21 protein-coding genes are annotated in these 17,424 nt (G+C 63.8%); 12 read left to right on the forward strand and 9 right to left on the reverse strand.

The window, feature by feature from the left end:
• Positions 1–36: 36 nt before the first annotated feature.
• From AAA969_RS05660 to der, 11 genes are all read left to right on the forward strand, one after another.
• Positions 37–450 (forward strand): hypothetical protein, encoded by a 414-nt coding sequence (locus tag AAA969_RS05660; protein WP_338244498.1) that lies wholly within the window; start codon positions 37–39, stop codon positions 448–450.
• On the forward strand, positions 450–989 hold the full coding sequence (locus AAA969_RS05665; protein ID WP_338244500.1) for an RNA polymerase sigma factor: 540 nt from the start codon (positions 450–452) through the stop codon (positions 987–989). The genes AAA969_RS05660 and AAA969_RS05665 overlap by 1 nt, the downstream gene beginning before the upstream one ends.
• Entirely contained in the window at positions 976–1,287 is a 312-nt protein-coding gene (locus tag AAA969_RS05670) for a hypothetical protein (RefSeq protein WP_338244502.1), read from the forward strand. The genes AAA969_RS05665 and AAA969_RS05670 overlap by 14 nt, the downstream gene beginning before the upstream one ends.
• Before the next feature lie 83 nt (positions 1,288–1,370).
• Positions 1,371–1,928 carry an NnrU family protein gene (locus AAA969_RS05675; RefSeq protein ID WP_338244504.1) on the forward strand — a complete coding sequence of 186 codons (558 nt, stop codon included), beginning with the start codon at positions 1,371–1,373 and terminating at the stop codon, positions 1,926–1,928.
• 25 nt (positions 1,929–1,953) lie between these two features.
• Positions 1,954–2,388, forward strand: a complete 435-nt coding sequence (locus tag AAA969_RS05680) for a hypothetical protein (protein ID WP_338244506.1) — start codon at positions 1,954–1,956, stop codon at positions 2,386–2,388.
• 13 nt (positions 2,389–2,401) lie between these two features.
• Positions 2,402–2,944, forward strand: coding sequence for an RNA polymerase sigma factor (locus AAA969_RS05685; RefSeq protein WP_338244508.1), 543 nt, complete (start codon positions 2,402–2,404; stop codon positions 2,942–2,944).
• Positions 2,941–3,282 carry a hypothetical protein gene (locus tag AAA969_RS05690; RefSeq protein ID WP_338244510.1) on the forward strand — a complete coding sequence of 114 codons (342 nt, stop codon included), beginning with the start codon at positions 2,941–2,943 and terminating at the stop codon, positions 3,280–3,282. The genes AAA969_RS05685 and AAA969_RS05690 overlap by 4 nt, the downstream gene beginning before the upstream one ends.
• A 62-nt stretch (positions 3,283–3,344) precedes the next feature.
• Positions 3,345–4,172 (forward strand): 3-methyl-2-oxobutanoate hydroxymethyltransferase, encoded by an 828-nt coding sequence (gene panB, locus AAA969_RS05695; protein WP_338244512.1) that lies wholly within the window; start codon positions 3,345–3,347, stop codon positions 4,170–4,172.
• Positions 4,173–4,245: 73 nt separating this feature from the next.
• Positions 4,246–5,007, forward strand: coding sequence for a tetratricopeptide repeat protein (locus tag AAA969_RS05700; protein ID WP_338244514.1), 762 nt, complete (start codon positions 4,246–4,248; stop codon positions 5,005–5,007).
• Positions 5,000–6,376 carry a PQQ-binding-like beta-propeller repeat protein gene (locus AAA969_RS05705; RefSeq protein ID WP_338244516.1) on the forward strand — a complete coding sequence of 459 codons (1,377 nt, stop codon included), beginning with the start codon at positions 5,000–5,002 and terminating at the stop codon, positions 6,374–6,376. The genes AAA969_RS05700 and AAA969_RS05705 overlap by 8 nt, the downstream gene beginning before the upstream one ends.
• A 10-nt stretch (positions 6,377–6,386) precedes the next feature.
• On the forward strand, positions 6,387–7,859 hold the full coding sequence (gene der, locus AAA969_RS05710) for a ribosome biogenesis GTPase Der (protein ID WP_338244519.1): 1,473 nt from the start codon (positions 6,387–6,389) through the stop codon (positions 7,857–7,859).
• An 18-nt stretch (positions 7,860–7,877) separates the two neighbouring features.
• On the opposite strand, the gene AAA969_RS05715 is transcribed toward der, so the two are convergent.
• From AAA969_RS05715 to rpsF, 9 genes are all read right to left on the reverse strand, one after another.
• On the reverse strand, positions 7,878–8,594 hold the full coding sequence (locus AAA969_RS05715) for an SDR family NAD(P)-dependent oxidoreductase (protein WP_338244522.1): 717 nt from the start codon (positions 8,592–8,594) through the stop codon (positions 7,878–7,880).
• Positions 8,591–10,072, reverse strand: a complete 1,482-nt coding sequence (gene purF / locus AAA969_RS05720; protein WP_338244524.1) for an amidophosphoribosyltransferase — start codon at positions 10,070–10,072, stop codon at positions 8,591–8,593. Before purF ends, AAA969_RS05715 begins: the two co-directional genes overlap by 4 nt.
• Positions 10,069–10,713 carry a CvpA family protein gene (locus AAA969_RS05725; protein ID WP_338244526.1) on the reverse strand — a complete coding sequence of 215 codons (645 nt, stop codon included), beginning with the start codon at positions 10,711–10,713 and terminating at the stop codon, positions 10,069–10,071. The genes purF and AAA969_RS05725 overlap by 4 nt, the downstream gene beginning before the upstream one ends.
• 14 nt (positions 10,714–10,727) lie before the next feature.
• Positions 10,728–12,104 (reverse strand): DNA repair protein RadA, encoded by a 1,377-nt coding sequence (gene radA / locus AAA969_RS05730; RefSeq protein ID WP_338244528.1) that lies wholly within the window; start codon positions 12,102–12,104, stop codon positions 10,728–10,730.
• Positions 12,105–12,196: 92 nt separating this feature from the next.
• Positions 12,197–13,309, reverse strand: a complete 1,113-nt coding sequence (gene alr, locus AAA969_RS05735; RefSeq protein WP_338244530.1) for an alanine racemase — start codon at positions 13,307–13,309, stop codon at positions 12,197–12,199.
• Positions 13,290–14,774, reverse strand: a complete 1,485-nt coding sequence (locus tag AAA969_RS05740) for a replicative DNA helicase (protein WP_338244532.1) — start codon at positions 14,772–14,774, stop codon at positions 13,290–13,292. The genes alr and AAA969_RS05740 overlap by 20 nt, the downstream gene beginning before the upstream one ends.
• A gap of 184 nt (positions 14,775–14,958) precedes the next feature.
• Positions 14,959–15,594: a 50S ribosomal protein L9 gene (gene rplI, locus AAA969_RS05745; protein ID WP_338244535.1), complete on the reverse strand. Its 636-nt coding sequence runs from the start codon at positions 15,592–15,594 to the stop codon at positions 14,959–14,961.
• A gap of 12 nt (positions 15,595–15,606) precedes the next feature.
• Entirely contained in the window at positions 15,607–15,861 is a 255-nt protein-coding gene (rpsR, locus tag AAA969_RS05750) for a 30S ribosomal protein S18 (RefSeq protein ID WP_011643151.1), read from the reverse strand.
• A gap of 11 nt (positions 15,862–15,872) precedes the next feature.
• Positions 15,873–16,226 carry a 30S ribosomal protein S6 gene (rpsF, locus tag AAA969_RS05755; RefSeq protein ID WP_338244538.1) on the reverse strand — a complete coding sequence of 118 codons (354 nt, stop codon included), beginning with the start codon at positions 16,224–16,226 and terminating at the stop codon, positions 15,873–15,875.
• Between the two features lie 243 nt (positions 16,227–16,469).
• On the opposite strand from rpsF, the gene fabD reads away from it, so the two are divergent.
• Positions 16,470–17,423, forward strand: coding sequence for an ACP S-malonyltransferase (fabD, locus tag AAA969_RS05760; RefSeq protein ID WP_338244540.1), 954 nt, complete (start codon positions 16,470–16,472; stop codon positions 17,421–17,423).
• Position 17,424 lies beyond the last annotated feature (1 nt).

Consider the following 17,424-nt stretch of genomic DNA (forward strand, 5'->3'; position numbering starts at 1 on the left):
GGCCGATCCGGGATTGTTGGACAGGAGATCGATGCGATGACCGAGATTTTTCAGGGCTATTGGTGGCTGCTCTTCCCGCTGGGCTTCTTCATAGCCGCAGGCTGGGGCAGTTTCATGCGTTACAAGCGGACTCAGGCCAAAATTGATCTGCTCAAGGCCTATGCCGCCTCCGGCAAGGAGCCACCCGCAGACCTGATTGCCAGTCTCGATGGCGATCAGGATGATGATCACGAGCATGATGGCGGCCGCGGCCATCGCAGCGGTGGTGGCCAGGTCTTTCTGGTCTTCCTGTTTGCCGGCTTGTCGGCCGTCTTTGCCTATGCCGGCTGGTCAGGAATGCTCGGAGAGGATCAGCAATCGCTCTACTTCGTGGCCATGATACTGGGGGTGTTGAGCCTGGCCTTCCTGGCCTCCGGTATCGGCAGCCTGTTCAACCGCCGCGACCGGTGATGCCGGCGCCGCCAACGGACGCCGCGCTGGTCGCGGCGGCCCGTTCGGGCGATGACAGGGCCTATGCACGGATCGTCGACCGGTATCAGGGGGCGATCCGCGCCTTCCTGCGCCGCCTCTGCCCGTACGAGTCCGACGCTGACGATCTTGCCCAGGAGACGTTTCTGGCCGGCTGGACCGAGCTTCGCGGCCTGCGCGAGCCTGAGCGTCTAAAATCCTGGTTGTTCGCGATCGCCTGGCGCAAGGCGAAGGGGCAAGCCCGAACCATGGCCCGTACCCGTCAGCGCGACCATGACTGGCAGGCGATGCGTCCGGACAGTACCGACCCGCAGCCCGACCGGGCGCTGGCCCTGCAGCAGGCCCTGGCCCAGCTGGTGCCGGAGCAGCGGGCCGCTGTCTCGCTCTGCCTCGGCGAGGGCTGGAGCCATGGGGATGTGGCAAGTGTCTTGGCCTTGCCGCTGGGGACTGTAAAATCACACGTCTTGCGGGGCCGAGCGCGCCTCGCGCAAATCCTGGGAGTGGGTGATGGACAGGACTGATCCGCTTGCTGACTTCTTCGTAGCCGAGGCGGCTCCGTCGGTCGACCGCGCCTTTCGCGTCGGCGTGATGGAGAAGATTGCCCGACGTCGCCTGCGTATCGAATTGGTGCTGCGCCTGTGTGCCGGCCTTCTTCTCGTTATTGGGCTGGCCCTGATGGCACCGGCGGTTCAGGGTGTTGCCGAATTGCTGGGCCGGGACCTGGCGACGGTCTTGCCGGTTGTGGCGGTCGGGATCGGCACCGCCTCTCTAGGTCATGCCTGGCTGACCCGTCCGATTGCGCTGCCACGCCTGTTCTGAGGCCAGGGCCGACGCCGCCCTGTTTTCATCAGCCATGGGTCCATGAATCGTCTATAGTCGATCACAAGGTCGGGGAGGCTTTCATGATCCTGCTAAGTGTCGGACTGGTCCTGTTTCTGGGGGTGCACGCCCTGCGTCTTGTGCCGGGGCTGCGCGATCGGCTCCAGACAGCCTTGGGCGAGACGCCCTACAAGCTGGCCTATACCGCGGTCTCGCTGATCGGTTTCGCGCTGATCATCTGGGGCAAGATCCTCGCCCATCCGACGCCGCAGGTCTGGGCTGCTCCCGAGTGGGGGCGGACACTGGCGCTGTTCGCGGTTCCGCTGGGGATCATCCTGATCACGTCGGCTTACGCGCCCGGTCATATACGGCGCTGGGTCCGCCATCCGATGCTGGCCGGCGTGGTGGTCTGGTCCGGGGCCCATCTGCTGGCCAACGGCGAAGCCTCCGCCGTACTCCTGTTCGGCAGTTTCTTCGTCTGGTCGCTGGCCACATTCATTGCCGCTTGCCTGCGCGAGACTCCGCCGCCGATCGTCAAGGGCTGGGGCGGGGACCTGACGGCCATTGTCCTTGGCCTCATTGTAGCGCTCATCATATTGAAATATCATATGTATTTTTTCGGTGTCGCTGTGATCGGATAATGTCTGCATCCAAATCCGATCGACAATGCATCTTATCGACAAAGGCCGCATGGTGCGGCTCGAAACGGAGGTTGATATGGAAGCGGGCATTCTCGTTCCGATTAGTTTGTTCCTGATGGTGCTGGGCATCGTCTGGATCTCGGTGAACGCGTCGATGCAGAAGCGCAAGGCGACACTCAGAGTGGTCGAAGAAGCGATCCGCGCCGGTCAGACCATGACGCCGGACACGATCCAGGCGCTTGGCATGCCGAACAAGAACCACAATGCGGACCTCAAATCAGGTCTTGTGCTGCTTGCGGTCGCCGCGGCCTTTGTCGTCCTGGGCCTGATGCTCGGCTCGATGGACGCTGACGGGGAAATCACCCGGATCATGACGGCCGTTGCCAGCTTCCCGGGCTTTATCGGCCTGGTGCTCGTTGGCTTTGGTCTGATGGGCCGCAAAAAAGACGCGGACGCGTAGTCGGAGCGAACCGATGAAGGCGTCGGACGAAGAACTCACAGCCCTGGTGGTCGCCACGAAAAACCCGGCGGCCTTCGGGGAACTGGTCCGGCGCCATCAGGGCCTGGTGCGCGGCATGCTCCACCGGATGTGCCGCAACCACGCCCTGGCCGACGATCTCGCCCAGGATGCCTTTATCAAGGCCTATGAGAAGATCGGCAGTTTCAAGGGTACTGGGACATTCAAGTCCTGGCTGTGCTCGATCGCCTACACGCAATTCCTGATGTCGGCGCGCAAGCGCAAGGCGGCGGACCGGGTCCTGGAGAAATACCAGTCCGGGATGGAAGACAGCGAAGCGCCGCGTGACATGGGCAATGTGGTTGATCTCGACCGCGGGCTCGCCACATTGAAAGATGAAGAGCGGATCGCGGTCGTGTTATGTTATTCCTGCGGGATGTCGCATTCGGAAGCCGCTGAGGCGACCGGCATGCCGCTCGGCACGGTCAAGTCCCACGTCAATCGCGGGCGGGCCAAGTTACAGGCGTTCTTTATAGGCGCGGAGGTGATGGCGTCATGACGATGAATGATGCATTCGATGCCCGGCTCAAGGCCGCCTTCGCCGAGGCCGCCGAGCCGCTGGCCACAGAGACCGAGGCCGATGCCTTCTCGAATCGTGTGGTTCGGCAATTGTCCAATCCGGATCGCAAGCGCATTCTCATCCTTGGGGGTGCAGGGTCGACCGGCTCTGCGATCGCCGGCACCCAGCTGGAATCGATTCTCGGACAGATCCACATTCCGACGGATGGCCTGTTGGCCAATGTCGGCTTTCTGGTCAGTCCGGAAGTGATGGCCGCGGCTGCAATGGCCGTCGCCGTCGGCATGGTGGCGATGGTGCTGCCGCGTCGCATCGCCTGAGGCTTTTGCAGTGCAGCATGCTGCGCTAGGGTCCGCCTCCTGTCGACGCAAAGGCCCTGCCCATGTCTGCCCAAACCCGGACCCGCCGCATCACTGCGCCGGAAATTCGTGCCCGCAAGGGTGGTGAACCGCTGGTCTGCCTGACGGCCTATGACGCCCCGATGGCGCGTATCCTCGACCCGCATTGTGACCTGCTGCTTGTGGGCGACAGTGTCGGCATGGTCGTTCACGGGCTGGACAGCACGATCGGCGTCACGCTGGACATGATGATCCTGCACGGGCAGGCCGTCATGCGGGGGGCGAAAACGGCCCTGGTCGCCGTCGACATGCCGTTCGGCAGCTATGAGCAGTCGCCCGAACAGGCCTTCGCCAACGCCGCGCGCGTGATGGCTGAGACGGGCTGCCAGGCGATCAAGATCGAGAGCGGGACCTATGCCGCTGACACCATCCGCTTCATGGCGGCGCGCTCCATCCCGGTCATTGGCCATATCGGCTTGCGTCCCCAGGCGGCCCTGGCCGATGGCGGCTTCAAGGCGAAGGGGCGGACCGAGGCGGAACGCCAGCGCGTGATCGATGAGGCGGTCGCCACAGCGGATGCCGGGGCCTTCGCCATTGTCATCGAGGGTGTCGCCGAGGACCTGGCCCGCGAGATCACCGAGGCGGTCGCCGTGCCGACGATCGGTATCGGTGCCTCGGCGGCTTGCGACGGCCAGATCCTGGTCACCCAGGATATGCTGGGCGTGTTCGACTGGACCCCGAAATTCGTCAAACGCTACGACAATATGGCAGAGCGGACCGATGCGGCTGTGGCGCAATATGCCAGTGATGTCCGCGATCGCTCCTTTCCCTCCGAGCGCGAAGTCTACACGATGAAGCGATCCGACCGCTGACCTCTGTTGCCGCACGGGGGTAGTGGCGCTAGGGTCGGCCGCACATTGATTGAAATTACGGAGCCGCCTCCACGTGGTCGATATTTTTGAAGAAGTCGACGAAGAACTTCGCCGGGACAAGTATCAGGATCTGCTGCGTAAATGGGGCCCGTGGGCGCTAGGCGCGGCCTTGGCCATCATTGCCGGATCGGTTGCATGGCAGGGCTTCGACGCCTGGCAGACGGGGAGTCGCGAGACGGCCTCCGACGCCTTCGTTGCCGCGATGAACAATTACGAAGCCGGTGAGCTCGGTCTGGCTGCGGCCGGACTTGAGACGCTCGCCGGTGAGGGCACGCCGGGCTATGTTTCGCTGGCGCTGATCCAGCGCGGCAATGTCGCGCTTGATGAGGGTGATACCGCCGCAGCCGCAGGCTTCTTCGAGCAGGCAGCGGCACAGGCGACAGACCCGCTGCTCAAGGACATGGCCGAGATCCGCGCGGTCTGGGCCTCCTGGGACGAACTGTCCTTCTCCGATATCGATTTGCGTCTCAGCCGCATGGTGAACGGAGACGCGCCCTATCGTCATATCGCGCGCGAAACGATCGCCGCCGCCGCTCTGCGGGCCGACGAGCTGGAGCGCGCGCGGACCCAGTATCAGTTCCTCGCCTTTGCCAGCGACGCGCCGAGCGGTGTCCAGCGCCGGGCCCAGGAGGCGCTTGCGCTCATTGGCCAGCGCCTGGCGCTCGCGCCGGAAGCCGTGGCTCCCGAGGCCAGCCTGCCGGACGCAAGTGCCGATGAGACCGCCGCGACCGAGACCGAAGAAACCACTGAAGCCGGGGATGCAGGCAATGATTGATGTAAAGCGTATCCGCACCCTGCTGGGTGTGGCCCTGATTGCCCCGCTGGCAGCCTGTTCCACCGTTCCCAATCCGCTCGACCTGATCCCCGGGCGCGGTAATGGCGAGGACAATGAGCGCCTGAATGGCGATGCGCCGACCGATGGTCGCGTCTCCATCCTGAATTTCGAGCAGGGCCTCAGCCTCGATTCCGGCGACGCGGTTCATGTCGTTGATCTGCCGACCGCCTACGTCAACACGGTGTGGCCACAGCCCGGTGGCTATCCGACCAATGCGGTTCAGCACACCCAGGCCAGCGGTCCGCTGGACATTGCCTGGCGCCAGAGCTTTGGCAATGGCTCGGACAATGATCATCGCCTCAATGCGCGTCCTGTTATTGCCGGTGGCTTCATCTATGTGATTGATGCCCGCGGTGAAGTCGTTGCGATGAACGCCGATACGAGTGCCGTCGCCTGGCGTCACCGGATCGAGGCAACCCGGAATTATGACCGGATGTCGTTCGGCGGTGGTCTCGCCTTCGACGGTGGCCGGCTTTACGTCCATACCGGTCTGAATTTCTTTGTCGCTCTTGACGCGGCGAGCGGCAGCGAAATCTGGCGCTCTGAAACGCTGGTGCCGTTCCACGGTTCGCCGACGGTCGCCGATGGGCGCGTCTTCGTCTCGAGCGATGACAATGAGTTGCTGGCACTGGATGCCGCCACTGGTCAGGTCCAGTGGACCTATCAGGGCATCGTTGAATCCGCGCGCCTCCTGACGACACCGAGCCCGGCCGTGCTGGGCGATATTGTTGTCGCGCCGTTCGCATCGGGTGAACTGATTGCCCTGCGGGTCCAGAATGGTAACCCGATCTGGCAGGACAGCCTGACCCGTGCGGGTGGCCTGACCGCCATGTCCGAGATCAATGATGTCGCGGGCAGCCCGGTTGTCGTCGACAACACGGTCTATGCGATGAGCCATTCGGGCCTGCTGGCAGCGATCTCCCTGCGGACCGGCGAGCGCATCTGGAGCCAGCCGGCCGGGGGCCTGCATGCGCCCTGGGTGGCCGGCGATTTCCTCTTCCTGACCACCAGCGAAGCCGAGATCGTCTGCATCAATCGCCTCAATGGCGAGGTCTACTGGATCACCCAGCTTTCGCTGTTCGAGAATGCCCGCGAACGCAAGAACCGTCTGGCCTGGACCGGGCCGGTCATGGCCGGTGGCCGCTTGGTCGTGGCCTCCAGCCGCGGCGACATGGTGGTGCTCGATGCCTATACGGGCAACATCGTTTCTGAGCGTGATTTGCCGGGCGATGTGTTTGTCCCCCCTGTTATTGCCAATGAAACCGTATATGTCGTCACCGATGACGCGCGGATGATCGCGCTCCGCTAGGCGCAAACGCATGACTGCTCACTTACCCCGCATTGCCGTCGTAGGACGGCCGAATGTGGGAAAATCGACTCTTTTCAATCGGTTGGCCGGGAAGCCCCTGGCCATCGTCGATGACCGGCCGGGTGTGACCCGCGACCGAAGAGAGGCGCGTGGGCGATTGGGCGATCTGCCGCTCCTGCTGATTGATACCGCCGGATACGACGACAGCGAGAAAGACGGGCTGGATGCAGAGATGCGCACCCAGACCGAAATGGCGATCCACGATGCCGATATCTGCCTGCTGCTGATCGATGCACGGGCCGGTGTCACGCCGCTGGATGTCGTCTTCGCGGACGTCATTCGCCGCTCTGGCAAGCCGGTGATCCTCCTGGCCAACAAGTGCGAAGGCAAGGCTGGCGAGAGCGGCCTGATGGACGCGTTCGAACTCGGCATGGGGGAGCCGATCGCGTTCTCCGCCGCTCATGGTGCCGGTATCGGCGATCTTTACGATGCGGTGTTTACCGCGCTTGGGCCGATGGCCAAGGCGGCGCGCCGTATCCGTCAGGATGACAGCGACCCGCCGTTGCGGATCGCAGTGATTGGCCGACCCAATGCCGGCAAGTCGACCCTGATCAATACGCTGATCGGTGAGGAACGCCTGATCACGGGACCCGAGGCGGGTATCACTCGCGATGCGATTTCGGTCGACTGGGTCTGGGACGGCCGTCGTGTCCGTCTGCATGACACGGCCGGCCTGCGTCGCCGCGGCAAGGTCGCCGATCGTCTCGAGCGGATGAGCGCAGCGGATACGCTGCGCGCGGTGAAATTCGCCGAAGTCGTTCTCCTGATGATGGATTCCGGCCACCCGCTGGAGAAGCAGGACCTGCACCTGGCTGACATGGCTTACAAGGAAGGTCGTGCGGTCGCGATCGTGGTCTCGAAAATGGACCTCGTTCCGCATCGCGAAGCCTATCTCAAGGAAATCCGTGTCGAGTTCGAGCGCCTACTGCCGCAGATGACGGGCGCTCCGGTGATCCCGATTTCCGCGCTGAAGAAAAAGGGTCTCGATGCGATCATGCCGACCCTGGCCAAGCTCCATGAAAACTGGGACGCCAAGGTCAAGACGCGTGATCTCAATGACTGGCTGCACGAGATGACAGAGCGTCATCCGCCGCCCGCCGTCAATGGTCGCCGCATCAAGCCGCGCTACATCACCCAGACCAAGGGCCGTCCGCCGACCTTCGTGATGATGTGTTCGCGCGCCTCGGACCTGCCGGAGAGCTATAAGCGCTATCTGGTCAACGGCCTGCGCGAGGCCTTCGAGCTGCCCGGTGTTCCGATCCGCCTGATCGTCAAGGCGGGCAAGAACCCCTATGTCGAAGGTGATCGCGGCGGTACCGGTACGGGCGAGAAGACGGGCAAGCCGTCTCATCCCAATCGTACGCCAGGCCGCCCGAAGGGGCAGCGTCAGGCGACCGGCCGGGCTGCCGCCCGCAAACCCTGACGGGCCTTGCCTGTCAGGCTAGCCTTCGAATTTCACGATATCGCCATGGCGCGTGCAGTCGGCGCTGACCAGTTCGGCCAGCGTCGGCCACAGGGCTGACGGCTGCGACAGCGCGTTCGGATCCTCGCCCGGAAAGGCCTTGGCGCGCATCTGGGTGCGCAGGGCGCCGGGATAGACGATGTTGATCCGGAGCTTCTGATTGTTGACGTGCTCATGCGCCCAGCTTTGGACCAGGGCGTCGAGCCCGGCCTTGGACGCCGCATAGGGCCCCCAGAAGGCGCGCCGTGAGCTGGCGGCACCGGAGGAGATGAAGACGGCCCGACCGGCGTCAGAGGCCAGCAGGAGGGGCTCGAAGGCGCGGATCATGCGGGCCGGAGCCATCAGATTGACCCCGATCACTTCGTGCCAGGTTTTCGACTTCACCTGCGCGGCGGGAGTCAACACGCCCAGCGCGCCGGCATTGGCAACCAGGATGTCGAGCTTTTCCCAGCGTTCTGTGATGATTCCACCGAGCTTCTCGATCCCGTCCTGGCTCATCAGGTCCAGCGGCACGAGGGTGCAGCTTCCACCGGCCTTGGTGATCTCGTCATCGAGTTCTTCGAGGCCGCCTGTGGTGCGCGCCGTGGCGATGACATGGGCCCCGGCCCTGGCCAGTTCGAGTGCCATGGCGCGGCCAATACCGCGCGACGCCCCACTCACCAGAGCGAGGCGGCCTTTGAGATCTGTCTGGGTCATGCGTCCACCAGGAAGGAGAGCTGGAATTCCTTGGCCGAGAGATCACGATCATGATCGGCCAGAAGGGTCGGGTATTCGCCCGTGAAATAGTGATCCGCCAATTGCGGCGCCTCGTCATTGCGCGGTGCCCCGATCACGGCCTGGTAGAGGCCGTTGACGGTCAGGAAGCCGAGGCTGTCGGCTTCCAGCTTGGCGGCCATCTCGTCGACCGACATGTTGGCGGCGATGAGTTCGGCGCGGCCGGCCATGTCGATGCCGTAGAAGTCGGGGTGCTTGATCGGCGGGCAGGCAGAGCGGAAATGGACCTCGGCCGCTCCGGCTTCCCGCATCATGCGCACGATCTTCAGCGACGTCGTGCCGCGGACAATCGAATCGTCAATCAACAGGACGCGCTTGCCCCGCACGACAGCAGCATTGGCAGCGTGCTTGCGGCGCACGGACAGGTCGCGCCGGTCCTGGGTCGGCTGGATGAAGGTCCGCCCGACGAAGTGCGAGCGGATAATGCCCAGCTCGAAGGGAATGCCTGATGCTTCGGAAAAGCCGATCGCCGCCGGAACGCCGCTATCGGGCACCGGGATGATGACGTCGACATCGGCCGGGGTCTCGAGCGCCAGTTGGCGACCCATTTCCTTGCGGGCCTCGTAGACGCTGCGGCCTTCGATGACCGAGTCGGGGCGGGCGAAATAGATGTATTCGAAGGCGCAGATCTGGGCCTTGCGGGCCGGTGCAAAGCGCTCTGAGCGCAAGCCATCCTCGTTGACGACAACGGCTTCACCCGGCTCGATCTCGCGCACGAAACGCGCACCGACCATGTCCAGCGCACAGGTCTCGGAGGCAAAGATATAGGCATCGCCAAGGCGGCCCATCACCAGCGGGCGGATCCCGAACGGGTCTCGCGCCACGATCAGCCGGTCATTGACGCAGGCGACGAAAGCGAAGGCGCCCTGAACCTGCTTGAGCGCCGACAGCACGCGGCTGGTCAGCTTGTTCTTCTTCGACAGGGCAGCAAGGTGGAGCACCACTTCACTGTCGGAGGTCGACTGGAAAATCTGGCCGTGATTGACCAATTCCTCGCGCAGGACGCGGGCATTGGTCAGATTGCCATTGTGCGCCAGGGCAATGCCGCCGCCACGCACGTCGGCGAAGAGCGGCTGGACATTGCGCAGGACCGAGGCGCCTTGCGTGGAGTAGCGGGCATGGCCGATGGCGACCCGTCCGGGCAGGCGCTGCGGCATGTCTGGTGAGGTGAAATTCTCACCGACCAGACCGAGATAACGCTCAATATGAAAACGCGACCCGTCATGGGTCGCGATACCGCAGGCTTCCTGGCCTCGATGCTGGAGCGCGTGGAGGCCGAGCGCCGTCAGGATGGCAGCATCGTCGGCGCCATATACGGCGAAGACGCCGCATTCTTCCTGGGGGCGATCACTCTCTGGATCGTAGGTCAGTGTCGCGGGAATGGCGCTGTGGTCGCTCATCCATCGTCTTCCTGGTCATCCGTGGTCGAACCGATGAGGTCATCTAGGCGGTTTCGGTCCCGTCTGCCATAGGACGTGTCATTATTTCTTATTGTTTCTGCAATCGGGTCGCGCGCGCTACCGGGCAGGGGCGCGCTCGATCCGATTCGGGAACTCTCGGGCGCCAGCGTCTGCAGGGCTCGGGCGGTGGCGTTGACCAGCGGGTAGATGCGGGCCTCGCTGATGCTTGCGGGCGGTCGCCCGTTTTCCCCGAATGTCGCGGCCATGAAGATGACGCCGAGACCCAGCAGCACCAGACCACGGATCAGGCCAAAGGCGAATCCCAGCGTCCGGTCCACCACATTGACATCCTCACCCTTGGCCAGGCCGCGCGACAGTGAGCTCGTGACGAAGGTGACCGCCAGGTAGATGATGATGAAGACGACAGCGCCGATCGCCAGCGGGGCCAGCCAGTCCGGGTCGATCATGTCGCGCGCCGGTCCGATGAAGGCCGGCAAGGCCCAAAGCGTGGCCAGAGAGGCCGCCACGAAGGCTGTCACCGAAAGCGCTTCACGCACGAAGCCACGAACCAGCGCCAGAAGCCCTGATGCCAGAAGGATGGTCAGACCGATGCCGTCAAAGGCGGTCAGTGATGAGTCCATCGGCGCGACACTCCCTATTCGCCCGCCATTGCCCGGAGAGTCTGCACCAATTCGAGCGCCGTGGCCACGCCATCGACCCGGATCGGAGCGGTCTCGTCAGCTGCAGCCTGGGGGGCGATGGCCCGCGAGAAACCGAGTTTGGCGGCTTCCTTGAGGCGCGAATCACTGCGTCCGACCGGACGAACATCGCCGGAAAGACTGATTTCTCCGTAAACGACGCCATCTGCGGGCAGGGCGACATCCAGTGCCGACGAGACGATCGCGGCGGCGACGGCAAGATCGGCCGCCGGCTCAGTGATCTTCAGACCGCCGGCCACGTTGAGAAAGATGTCGCGGCCCGCCAGTTCCACGCAGCACCGTGCTTCCAGGACGGCAAGAACCATGGCCAGCCGGCCGCTGTCCCAACCGACTACGGCCCGACGGGGTGTGCCGAAGGCCGCCGGCGCCACCAGGGCCTGGATTTCCGACAGGACCGGACGCGTTCCCTCCATGCCGGCGAAGACGGCCGCGCCGGGCGTATCGCCGCCGCGACCATCGAGGAAGAGCGACGAGGGGTTCATGACTTCCGCCAGCCCCTTGTCGCCCATCTCGAACACACCGATCTCGTCGGTCGGCCCGAAGCGGTTCTTGACCGCGCGCAGGATGCGGAACTGGTGCGAGCGTTCGCCCTCGAAATAGAGCACGGCATCGACCATGTGTTCGACCACGCGCGGCCCGGCGATCTGACCATCCTTGGTGACATGGCCGACGAGAATAACGGTGCAATTGCTCTTCTTGGCGAAGCGGACCAGCTCCTGGGCGCAGGCCCGGACCTGGGCCACCGTACCGGGCGCCGCCGCAAGTTGATCCGACCAGACAGTCTGGATTGAATCGATGACGACAATGTCCGGCTTTTCTGCTTTCAGACCGTCAAGGATGTCGTTGAGCGCGGTTTCCGAGGCCAGCGAAACGGGCGCATCGGCGAGGCCAAGGCGTCGGGCCCGGCGCCGGACCTGATCGATGGCTTCCTCGCCCGAGACGTAGATGGCGCGGGCGTCGCTACGGGCGATCTGCGCCATCATCTGTAGGAGGAGCGTGGATTTGCCGATACCGGGATCACCGCCCACAAGGATGGCCGAACCGGGGACCAGCCCGCCGCCGCACACCCGGTCCAGCTCACTGATACCCGATTGCAGACGTGCCGGTTCGGGGCTCTCGGAACCGAGATCGACCAGGTTCAGCCGCGCCGAACGCCCGCGCCGTTTGGCGGCGGTTGCCTGCGTGCCAAGCGGTGCCGACGGCGTTTCCTCGACCAGCGTGTTCCACTGGCCGCAGGCATCACAGCGCCCGGCCCATTTGGACTGAACCCCGCCGCAGGATTGGCAGACATAAGTGTTTTCGACGCGTGCCATTGGCTTTGATTCCCTTGCTCGGACACATTCAACCCGTCAGGGGTGACAGAACAAGTCACCGGCCAGTGCAAAAGGCTGCGCAGACGTTTTTCTCAGGGGCGGTAATCGCGGTCGAAGCGGATGCCAAGGCGGACCAGAAACTCGTAGGGTATGGTCGCGGCGCTCTGGGCCATGTCCTCGATATCAGCCCCGAGGAAGCTGACCGGGTCTCCCGGCTTGAGGGGGGCGCGCACGGCATCAATGTCCACGCAGATCAGATCCATCGACACCCGGCCCAGGATCGGAACCCGGGCCTCGCCAATCCGGCCAAAGCCGCCATTGCCAAAAGCCCGCAGCAGGCCGTCAGCATAGCCGGCAGCAACGGTTGCGACCCGGCGCGGGCCGTCAACGGTCAGGCTGGCGCCATAGCCGACCGTGTCGCCGGCGCGCAGGGTGCGGATCTGCAGGATCGGCGCCTCGATCGAGACAACCGGCTCAAACGGTGAGGGCTGACCGACCGGTGGCATGCCGCCAAAAAGCGCGAGGCCGGGCCGCAGCACGTCATAGTGATAATCCGGCCCCAACACTGTTCCGGCCGAGTTGGAGAGGCTGGCCGGGATGGCGGGGAAGGCCCGGCGGATACGGTCAAAACGCTGCTGCTGACGCGCGTTGAGCGGATGGTCCGGGGCGTCAGCGCAGGCCAGATGGCTCATGATCTGGCGCAAATGGAGGCCGTCCAGACGTGTCGGATCGGCGATCAGCGCGTCGGTCTCGTCGGCATCGAGCCCGAGGCGGCTCATCCCGGTGTCGAAATGTAGCGCGAAGGGCAGATCGGGTGCCTGTTGCCGCAACGCCTCGAGCTGACCGAGGTCATTGATCACCGGAAACAGTGACAGCGTGCGCAGCTCATCCAGCTCGGACGGCCAGAAACCGTTGAAGACGAAGATGTCCGCCGGTCGCTCGCCGAGCGCTTCGCGGACCTCGCGGGCTTCCGATGTATGGGCCACATAGAAACAGCGGCAGCCGGCATCGGCGAGGGTCGGCACGACCTCGGCCGCGGCAAGGCCATAGCCATTGGCTTTGACAACCGCTCCGACATGCGCCGTCGGGGCCAGGGATTGCAGCGTGGCGTAATTGCGTCGGATGGCCCCGAGATCGATGATCAGTCGCGGAGCCGGTCGGGCAGCAGTGCCGCGGTCGGGCTGGTCAGGACGGGGTGTCGTCAAAACGCGTTTCCAGATCCGTAAATTTCGTCCGAGCGCCGTCGAACGCCATCTTTGCCGTCCCGATCGCACCGTGACGCTGCTTGCCGATGATCACTTCGGCGAGCTTCTCGATGCGACGGAACTCTTCCTCCCAGGCGAGGTATTCCGGTGTGTCCTCGCGCGGTTTCTCGCGTTCCTTGTAATAGGCTTCACGATAGACGAAGAGGACGACGTCGGCATCCTGCTCGATCGAGCCCGATTCCCGAAGGTCGGAGAGCTGCGGCTTCTTGTCCTCGCGGTTTTCCACCTGGCGCGAGAGCTGGGACAGGGCGATCACCGGTACCGACAATTCCTTGGCCAGGGCCTTGAGGTTCTGGGTGACCTCGGAGACCTCTTCCACGCGGCTTCCCCCCGAGCGGTTTTTCGAAGAGGTCACCAGCTGCAGATAGTCGACCACGATCAGATCAAGGCCATGCGTGCGCTTGAGACGGCGGGCGCGGGCGGCGAGGGCGGAGATAGGCAGGCCACCCGTGTCGTCGATATAGAGCGGCAGGCCCTGGATCTCGAGGCAGGCGTCGCGGATCTCCTCGTACTGGGTCGCGTCGATCGTGCCCTGGCGGATCATGTAGCCGGGAATGCCGGTGTAATCGGCGATCAGGCGGGTGGCGAGCTGTTCGGCTGACATTTCGAGCGAGTAGAAACCGACAACGCCGCCATTGATCGTCTTCTTGGTCCCGTCAGGCTGAATCTCGAACTGGTAGTTTCGCGCCACATCGAAGGCGATATTGGTGGCGAGCGCGGTTTTGCCCATCGACGGGCGTCCGGCGAGGATGATCAGGTCAGACGGGTGCATGCCGCCCAGCTTTTCGTCGAGTGACTTGAGGCCCGAGGAAATACCCGACAGGCCGCCATCGCGTTCATAGGCGGCCGCCGCGGTCTCGACGGATTCTGCGAGCGCCTGCTTGAAGGAGACAAAGCCGCGAGAGGCCGAGCCTTCTTCTGCCAGGTTGTAGAGCTGCTGCTCGATTTCCTGGATCAGCTCGCGCGCCTGAACCTCGACATCGGCGCTGGCGGCATTGGCGAGATCATTGCCGATCCGGATCAGCTCCCGGCGCAGCGCCAGTTCATAGATGATGCGGGCGTATTCAACCGCTGCATTCCCGGTCGCGGCGCCTTCCATGAGGACGGCGAGATAGGTGGTGCCGCCGATATCCTTCAGGCCGTCATCGCGGTCGAAAACCGTCTTCAGGACAACGGCATCGGCCAGCGAACCGCGGCCGATCAGATCGGTCGCGCTTTCAAAGATGCGGCCATGGACCGGATCATAGAAGTGCTCGGCCTTGAGCCAGTCGGCGACCCGGTGGAACATCTCGTTGTCATAGAGAAGCGCGCCCAGGAAGGCCTGTTCGGCATCAAGATTGTGCGGTGCCGAATCGAGCGTCTCGGTCTGGCGGTCATCTTCGTAAGGCAGGAGAGCAGTGGTCATGCCTTTGGGATACAGAAGGCACGCCGGGGATACACCCCCCTGAGACGGCCCGGGCCGTGATTGCCCACAGCTCTTTGGGCGGGCTGTGGACAAGTGTGGAAAACGGAGAGGCGGGAGCACAAATGAAAACGGGCCGGTCTCGCGACCGGCCCGTATCCGTTAAAAGCTGAGAAGTTACCCGTGCTTACGCGTCGGTCTCTTCGCTTTCCTCTTCGCCGGCACCGGCGTCTTCGGCAGCTTCGCGCTGGGCAGCCAGTTCCTGGCCTTCCTCGCTGGCTTCGAAGAGTTCGGCAGCCTGGGCGTCCGCGATGGCGCGATCTTCGTCAGCCTGGGCTGCGATCACGTCTTCGCCGGCGGCCTGGCGTTCGGCTTCGTCCTGCGAACGTGCGATGTTGATCGTCACGGTCACGGAAACGTCGGCGTGCAGCTTGATCTTCAGCTCGTGCAGGCCGAGCGTCTTGATCGGCGCGTTGAGGGCGATCTGCGAGCGGACAACCTTGGTGCCGCCTTCAGACACGATCTCGGCAATGTCACGCGAGGTGACCGAACCATAGAGCTGACCGCTTTCACCGGCCTGACGGATCATGACGAAGCTTTCGCCATCGATCGTCTTGCCAGCTTCAGCCGCTTCCGCTGCGCGTTCGGCATTGCGCTTCTCGAGGAGCTCACGCTCCACTTCAAAGCGCGCCATGTTGGCTTCGGTTGCACGCAGGGCCTTGCCTTGCGGCAGAAGGAAGTTGCGGGCAAAGCCGGGGCGCACGGACACGACGTCACCGATGACGCCGAGGTTTTCTACGCGTTCCAAGAGAACCAGTTTCATTGTCAGTTCTCCTTAATCGACCACATAGGGGAGCAGGGCCAGCTGGCGGGCGCGTTTGATCGCACGAGCCAGTTCACGCTGCTTTTTAGCCGAAACCGCGGTGATGCGGGACGGAACGATCTTGCCACGCTCGGACATGTAGCGAAGCAGGAGCTTGGGGTCCTTGAAATCGATCGCCGGTGCATTTTCACCGGAGAACGGGCAGACCTTGCGGCGACGCATGAACGGACGGCGCGCCGGCAGATTTGAAATATTGCCTGATGACATCGTACGTTCTCCTAGTTCCGCTCGCGACGACCGCGGCGATCATCCTTTTTGGTGAGGATGGCCGACGGCTCTTCGGTGTGGGCTTCAACGCGCAGGGTCATGTAGCGGATGACGTCTTCGGACAGACGCTGCAGACGCTCGAGTTCGTTGATCACGTCAGCTTCGGCATCAATGTCGATCAGGCCGTAATGACCCTTGCGCGACTTGTTGATGCGGTAGGCCAGGTTGCGAAGACCCCAGTATTCGATCTTGCCGGTCTTGCCGCCCTTTTCTTCGATCAGGGCTTTGGTCTCTTCAAGAAGAGATTCCATCTGCGCCGGAGAAACGTCCGGGCGCACGATGAAGATGTGCTCGTAAAGTGCCATGAAGGCTCCCTTCGATTACGGTTGCGGCGCATACCATGCCGAAGGGTCGGGCAGGTCTGCGGCGGCTCTTCAATCCAAGCCGGAACACCATGTCCCAACATCACGAACGGAAGACCGCAACCAAGCGAAGCGCGGGCATTACCGGAAACGGCCTGCATGTGCAAGCCGCATCCCCTCTTGCGCACGGGTAGGGACAGGGGCTAGTCAGCCAACACTTCAAATCTTCATGGGGGAGGGATCACCATGAAATTCGCTTTTGTCTTTCCCGGACAAGGCAGCCAGGCCGTCGGCATGGCGCAGGAACTGGCCGGAGAGTTCGCGGCGGCCAAGGCTGTGCTTGACGAAGTCGACGCCGCGCTCGGCCAGGACCTGTCCGGCCTGATGGCCAACGGCCCGATCGAAGAGCTTACCCTGACAGAGAATGCACAGCCGGCGCTGATGGCCGCCAGCCTCGCGGTCATGGCCGTCCTCAGGAGCGAATTTGACGTAGACGTCAACGCAGCCCAATTCGTCGCCGGACACAGTCTTGGTGAGTATTCGGCCCTGGCCGCAGCCGGCGCGCTGTCGATTTCGGATGCCGCAAAGCTGCTCAAACTGCGCGGCCTTGCCATGCAGAAGGCGGTCCCGGTCGGTGAGGGTACCATGGCGGCGCTTCTGGGCGCTGACGAGGAACTCGCTGCTGCCGCGGTCGCCGCCGGAGCCGCCGCCGGCGTGTGTGCGATTGCCAACGACAATGCGCCGGGCCAGATCGTGATCTCCGGCTCCACCGCGGCCATCGACGCCGCCATCGCAAAGGCCGCCGAGCTGGGCCTCAAGAAGGCCATGAAACTCCCTGTCTCCGCGCCCTTCCATTGTCCGATGATGCAGGCGGCCGCCGACGCCATGGCCGAGGCCCTCGGCGCCGCGACGATCAACACCCCGTCGGTCCCGGTCGTCGCCAATGTCAGCGCGCGCCCGACCGACGATGTCGAGACGATCCGCAAACAGCTCGTCGAGCAGGTCACCGGCCGGGTTCGCTGGCGCGAGAGCGTTCTGTGGATGGTCGAGGAGGCGGGCATCACCACCCTTGCCGAAGCGGGTTCAGGCAAGGTGCTGACGACCATGCTCAAGCGCACGACCAAGGACGCGTCCGGCGTGGCGCTCAATGCCGCGGCGGACATGGAAGCGTTCGCGGCCTCCCTGAAAGCGGAAGGCTAGA

Origin of the sequence: Maricaulis maris (genome assembly GCF_036322705.1) — a bacterium.
Taxonomy (GTDB): Bacteria; Pseudomonadota; Alphaproteobacteria; order Caulobacterales; family Maricaulaceae; genus Maricaulis; species Maricaulis maris_B.